At 43.2% G+C, this 6,461-nt stretch carries 7 protein-coding genes; 4 read left to right on the top strand and 3 right to left on the bottom strand.

Annotation, left to right across the window (positions count from 1 at the left end):
* A partial coding sequence (locus ABYU67_RS11715; protein WP_372845406.1) for a transposase occupies nt 1–169 on the bottom strand: 169 nt, incomplete at its 3' end.
* 213 nt (nt 170–382) lie between these two features.
* On the opposite strand from ABYU67_RS11715, the gene ABYU67_RS11710 reads away from it, so the two are divergent.
* From ABYU67_RS11710 to ABYU67_RS11700, 3 genes are all read left to right on the top strand, one after another.
* Entirely contained in the window at nt 383–1,825 is a 1,443-nt protein-coding gene (locus ABYU67_RS11710) for a capsule assembly Wzi family protein (protein ID WP_372845402.1), read from the top strand.
* Between the two features lie 260 nt (nt 1,826–2,085).
* The gene (gene folD / locus ABYU67_RS11705; protein WP_372845401.1) at nt 2,086–2,982 is read left to right on the top strand and encodes a bifunctional methylenetetrahydrofolate dehydrogenase/methenyltetrahydrofolate cyclohydrolase FolD; all 897 of its coding nucleotides are present in this window, start codon (nt 2,086–2,088) and stop codon (nt 2,980–2,982) included.
* A 113-nt stretch (nt 2,983–3,095) separates the two neighbouring features.
* Nucleotides 3,096–3,560 carry a phosphate-starvation-inducible PsiE family protein gene (locus tag ABYU67_RS11700; protein ID WP_372845404.1) on the top strand — a complete coding sequence of 155 codons (465 nt, stop codon included), beginning with the start codon at nt 3,096–3,098 and terminating at the stop codon, nt 3,558–3,560.
* A gap of 150 nt (nt 3,561–3,710) precedes the next feature.
* Here ABYU67_RS11700 and corA read toward each other — a convergent pair whose 3' ends face one another.
* Together corA and ABYU67_RS11690 are read right to left on the bottom strand one after the other, a co-directional pair.
* Nucleotides 3,711–4,925 carry a magnesium/cobalt transporter CorA gene (gene corA, locus ABYU67_RS11695; protein ID WP_372845399.1) on the bottom strand — a complete coding sequence of 405 codons (1,215 nt, stop codon included), beginning with the start codon at nt 4,923–4,925 and terminating at the stop codon, nt 3,711–3,713.
* A gap of 76 nt (nt 4,926–5,001) precedes the next feature.
* Nucleotides 5,002–5,391: a DUF2237 family protein gene (locus tag ABYU67_RS11690; RefSeq protein WP_372845397.1), complete on the bottom strand. Its 390-nt coding sequence runs from the start codon at nt 5,389–5,391 to the stop codon at nt 5,002–5,004.
* A 507-nt stretch (nt 5,392–5,898) separates the two neighbouring features.
* On the opposite strand from ABYU67_RS11690, the gene ABYU67_RS11685 reads away from it, so the two are divergent.
* Nucleotides 5,899–6,461 (top strand): ATP phosphoribosyltransferase regulatory subunit (locus ABYU67_RS11685; protein WP_372845395.1); only part of this gene is annotated, 563 nt, incomplete at its 3' end.

Genomic DNA, 6,461 nt, shown 5'->3' with positions numbered 1-6,461 from the left:
TCCACGGGCATAGCTCTCTAGGTATGTCACGCCAAGGAGCACCTGTGCGAAGTTTCCAAAGAATAGCTTCCATAACCTCGCGGTTCTTTTCTTTTTGATAGCAACCATGTTGTACCATAGTTATTTGTAACTGTTCCCAAATGCTATCGGTTAATGCTTTTCTGGCCATCTTGGTTATCTGCTCCATATCTTCTAAAATACATGCTTTATTTTAGAAGATATATACGCTTTTTCCAATTAGGGACACGCCCTAGGAATCCATGGGTAATAGTTTATTGGGTTAAATTTAATTTGGTGATGTTATTTTAATTACGATAATCCATATTACTGTTCAAACGATAGCACCTATAATAAACCCTCTATAACCGAAGAGTATTTGATTATGTACAAGAAGCTAAGCATTTTATTGGGTTTTGGTGTCTTATCATCAGTGTCGATGCTAGCATCTGCACAAAACCTGTATATGAACGATCTAAAACTTAAGGCAGATCTTGACTGGCTGAATACTCAAGGGGTTGCTCAGATTAGCACAAGCACTTGGCCGCTGACCGCTAATGAGATTAAACGCGCTTTAAATACAGCCAATGCCCAGACGCCAGCGCAACAGCAGATCCTGCAGTCGGTACAAGCACGCCTAGCTCAGAACCGCAACTCAGTGGTAAAAGGGTCAGCCGCCCTGCATATACAAACCAATAGAGATCAACTACTACAAAAATTTGCTGATGATCAACTTGCCGGTCAGCAAGCAAGCGTTGGGGTGTCGCTTAGCGAAGCGGAGTGGGAATTTAATCTACAAGCCAATTTGAAAAATGACAAACTTATCGATGATAGCTCAGATGTTAGCTTTGAGGGATCGTACCTTGCTGGTACGGCTGCCAATCAGTGGTTGATAGCGGGTAAAATTCCAACGTGGTGGGGACCTGGTCATGATGGTAGCCTTATTCGAGGCGATGCAAGCTTGCCGGTTACAGGTTTTACCATGCAGCGTGATCAACAAACTGCTCCGACATCCCCATATTTATCGTGGGTCGGACCTTGGCAGTATCAGCTATTTTCTGGTCAGCTAGAGGACTATGAAGCGATTCCTGATGCTAAGCTATTTGGCGCGCGCTTAACTGCTAGCCCATGGGAATGGTTGGAAGTGGGTGCGTCACGCTCCTTTATGTGGGGCGGTGAAGGTCGTCCACAGAGTTTTGGCTCCTTTACCGATGCACTTTTAGGAACTAAAGATAATGGTGGTAACGAGCGAGGGGATCCGGCCAATCAGCTAGGCGGTTTTGATGCGCGCTTAAATTTAGCACCATTGGTGAATGTACCTGCTGGCGTTTATGCGCAATATATCGGTGAAGATGAAGCAGGTGGCTTGCCCGCTAAAAATATGTATTTAGCGGGTGTTGATTATGCATCTGCTGCATATGGCAGACCTTATCAGCTGTATTCGGAGTATACAGATACCCGCACTAGTGGTGAGGTAAGAGGTATCTCTTACGACCATAGTATTTATACAGATGGCTATTATCAGCAAGGCTTTCCATTAGGCTATGCATTAGGCGGCGATGCGGAAAGTATTGCGCTTGGCGGTCGCTTATGGCTAGATAACCGTAATTTTATTAATGCAAAAGTACAGCATGCCAAAGTCAATCAAGCGGATGAAGCTATTAATCAAGCTTTCCCAACGACTGATAAGTTAACTAGTATTGACGTGGCTTGGGAGCATCAATACAATCCCAAAGCGCTTATCTCCAGCCGAATTTGGGCAGTAGATTCAGATATCCAGTCTACTGATATTGGTATAGGTATAGGTATCGAGCTGCAGACTTATTAAATGCTTGCTTAATCAATGCACGACAGCGCTTAAAAACAAAAAGTCGGTCTATTAGTATTTAATAGATCGACTTTTTTATGGTCATGTTATTAATTTTTAGTTGAGGCCTTTCAATAGGGTGCTAGGATTTTTTAGCCCAGACAGGTACAATATCAGTCTCAATTAACGGTCAAAAAGAATTGACCGAGCATAAGACAGGCATGCAAAAATACTGCAGGCGCTGTCTTTACTTTTTTATCGCACCCTCTATTGGAGTTCTTATGTCTATTACGTCAACTGCCCAAGGATCTGCTACCGTTTTGGACGGTAAAGCACTTGCTAAACAAATAGAACAGCAACTGAGTACGCGTGTAGACGCTATCAAAGTTAAGACAGGGCGTACCCCAAGCTTAGCGACGATATTGGTCGGTGATGATCCTGCTTCTGCGACTTATGTGCGTATGAAGGGCAATGCTTGTAAGCGTGTCGGTATGGATTCCATTCGGGTTGAGATGCCAAGCGCAACGACGACAGCAGAGCTGATGGCAAAAATAGACGAGCTTAATAGTAATCCAGATGTTCATGGTATTTTGCTACAGCACCCAGTACCAGCGCATATCGATGAGCGTGCTTGCTTTGAGCAGATTGACTTGGCAAAAGACGTTGATGGCGTGACTTGTCTTGGCTTTGGTCGCATGGCGATGCAGCAATCCGCTTATGGTTCATGTACGCCGCAAGGTATTATGCATTTATTAGACTATCATAATGTTGAGCTGGCAGGTAAAGAGGCCGTGGTCGTCGGTCGCAGTGCTATCTTGGGTAAACCAATGGCGATGATGCTGTTAAATGCTAACTGTACCGTAACGATCTGCCATTCAAGAACGCAAGACTTAGAGTCGCATATCAAGCGTGCGGATATCGTGGTTGGGGCAGTGGGCGTACCTGAGCTGATCAAAGCCGATTGGATTAAAGCCAGTGCTGTAGTCATCGATGCAGGTTTTCATCCGACTGATAATGGCGGCGTTGGTGATATCGAGCTGCAAGGCGTCGAAAATATTGCCAGTGCTTATACACCTGTACCAGGCGGCGTTGGCCCTATGACGATTAATACCCTTATTCGCCAAACCGTTGATGCGGCTGAAAAATCTGCTGGTTTAGATAACAGTGTAGTCAGCTGATGAAGCCGCTGTCAGAGCAAGAACCAGAACAGCGGTCTGAACAGAAGAGTAGTGAATTTCATCAACTCGCTGACAATCATGTATCAAAGCCAAAGACGGGGATACATGAGCGTATGCAACATATCGGCCGTGAGTTTGTCGATATCTGCCACTACATTATTTTATTTTTGATCAGTGTGGTGGTGGTTTGGACAGCGGGCAAAGAGTTCTTTGTGATCTTTCAAAAAGGCTCAGCAGATTTAAAAGACATCTTATTGCTGTTTATTTATCTTGAGCTACTGGCGATGATTGGGATTTATTTTAAGACTCATCGCCTGCCGGTACAGTTTTTGATATTTATTGCCATTACTGCTTTATCACGACATTTAGTCGTCGATGTACAAGCAGTATCGGATAATTTTCATCTGTGGCTCTTGGCAACGATTTCTTTTGCCATTATGGTGCTCAGTGCATCGATTGTGGTATTAACATGGACGGCGAGGATGTTTGGGCGACCAGAAGATTATTTAGATGACCATAAAATCATAAGCACTGAGCATCATTTGCCCTGTGTTGAAAATGAGCAGTCTCTTAAATAGTTTTTATCGATAAATTGACAGAGGCTTTCCACTTTGCGATATAACGCCTCTGTTTTTTATTTAGAATCAATCCTAGTTAATAGCTGTTCATAAAAAAAGGGTTGTCATATATAGAATATATGACAACCCTTTTTCATCTTACACACTATCTTATAACCAGCCCAAGCGTTTAAAGTTAAGGTATAAAAAGCTACATAATGAGAGGATAACTGCCATGATGATAAAGTAAGAATATTGCCAGTGTAGCTCAGGCATAATATCGAAGTTCATACCATAGATGCCCGCGATGGCCGTTGGCACCGCCAAAATACCAGCCCAAGCTGCAAGCTTACGAACCACTTCGTTCTGTCCCATATTGACCATAGCTAGATAGGTATTCATCACCACGCTGAGCATCTCATTTAAACCGTTAATGGCATCTAAAGAGTGCAAGAGATGGTCATTTACATCTCGAAAATAAGGTTTTGCAGCATGCGAAAATGGTGAGACCAAATCGCTTTTTTGATGATTGATAAAAAAGCTACAGATATCTTGTACCGGTAAAATCACCGCACGCATATGTACCAATTGGGATTTTAATTCATATAAGTTTCTAAGAGTTTCTTTGTTAAATTCATAAGTAAAAATATTGCGCTCTTGCTCACGTAGATAGCTGCCTAAGCGGTCGGTCACGGGCATATAGTTATCGACGATAAAGTCAATGACAGCATGCAAGACAAATATAGGTCCCATACGCAGTTTTTCAGGGCGACGATTGCAGTGCTCACGTACTGGCGCATAGGAGTTAGATGGACCGTTACGAATGGTAATTAGATAGTTCTTACCCATAAATATCGCGGTAGTACCATAGCGGATAACATTGCCTTCAAGCTTAGCGGTACGCAACACCACAAATATCGTATCATTATCATAGCTTTCAACTTTGGCACGTTGATGATCGGCAAAGGCATCTTCGATTGAGAGCTCATGCAAATCAAAGGCTTCTTTTACCTCAGAGATGGTCTGCAAACTAGGCTCATAAAGACCTAGCCAGATAAACTGACCGCTATTACTTAAGGCACGGCTGACGTCGCTTAGCGCTATTTTATTCAGCTGCTCACCGGTTTTACGGGAATACGCATAACAATTGACCACTTCATTGGCACTGAGTGGCTCAATATCCTCATAGCGCTCAGAGTCTGGATCATAAACGGTCATGGTCTCAATGGTGTCCTCGACCGTCGCATCTGAATCGCCATAAATATAGCTGTCATAATTGTCTAAATAAGAAGGCTCGTCTCTGATGGCGGCATCAATAAGACTGGTATTAGACTCAGGTGTGATACGCGTTGCCGTTTTGACAATCAGGTCATCGTCTTGTTTCATACCTGCTCCTTTTGTCTAAGTAAAAAATCAATATACACATAACTTCTATACACATAACGTATATAACTGAGGTGAGTTATAGCGCAAAGCGTTTTAACGTCTCAATATCGACCAAGCTCAATAAGCTTTCATGACAAGCTTCAAGCTTAATCTGTGGTGCCATGCCCAAATCGAGTGCTTCGACCCAGCGTAGCGCACAAATACACCAGTAGTCACCCGGCTGTAGACCGGCGAAACCATACTCAGGCAGGGGCGTAATCAGATCATTACCGCGACTGGCTGAAAAGTTTAAAAACTCGCTGGTCATTTTGGCGCAAACGGTATGTTGACCAACATCATGATTGCCCGTATGACAAAAGCCATTGCGGTAATATCCGGTAAGCGGATCAAAACAACAACTGGCTAGGGCAGTACCAAGCACATTGGCTTGGTTAATGGCTGGATTTGGATGATAATCAGGCGACATAAGGCTTCCAAAATAAAAATATAGGCTAGTGTAACATGAGTGTACCTCTAAGGCGGTATTCAGCGATAGATGCAACGAGTAGTTAGACAAAATATTGCGCCGTTAACATGATATTTTCTTTATAAAAATACGGCATTTATGATGATAATTCTGTCATATAAAAGATAGTTTTTAGGACTATTTGCATAAATTAGATGGCGATTGCCGTTAATTGTCACTAGGCGAAGCTTAGCTGCTATGCTAAACTAAAGCATAAAGTGCCTTGATTATTTATCATAGTTTTCTATCACATAAATTTTAGCGCATAAAGATACTCGTCTTATCATCCCAACTTATACTATTACTCACCCTTTTGCGGTTACCTAGTTTGCTTATTAATAATTGGGTCAGTGATGTTGTGCGTAAAAAATAAAAAACGCCTGATATCTATGCAATTGGAAATATAACCTTTAAGTACCGCATCTTTACCGCGCTTTTGGTAAGCGATACGCCAAACAAGGATTTATTGTGTCTGCCAGTTCTGATTCTGCAAAACCTGCCCTGCAAAACACCCTCAAGCAAGCGGCGACTCAGCCCGCTGATACTACTGCCGCACCTAACCGTTTACCTTATCTAAGCAACCTTGCCAGCGATGTTGCCAATAGCTGGTTGCTGCCTGATGGGGTGGTCGATGTGTTGTTTGAAGACGCGCATAAGCAAGAAGTGCTTAGACATCAGCTGATTCAGCAGCTTATCAGCCATGGCTATCAGTTGGTCAATCCGCCAATGATTGAGTTTACTGAGTCGTTATTGAGCGGCGCTTCAGAAGATCTAAAGCGTCAAACCTTTAAGATCATCGATCAGCTAACAGGTCGCTTGATGGGCATACGTGCCGATATCACGCCGCAGATTCTACGTATTGATGCACACCATGGCGGTGATGGTGTCGCGCGTTATTGCTATGCAGGCGATGTCATTCATACCTTGCCATCGGGTCTTTTTGGCTCACGTACGCCGTTGCAATTAGGTGCTGAGATATTTGGCTGTGAGTCCATTACTGCTGATATCGAGCTGATAGATGTGCTGTTTAG

This window comes from Psychrobacter sp., from assembly GCF_041554015.1.
Classification (GTDB): domain Bacteria; phylum Pseudomonadota; class Gammaproteobacteria; order Pseudomonadales; family Moraxellaceae; genus Psychrobacter.
This window is presented reverse-complemented; position numbering and strand designations above follow the sequence as displayed.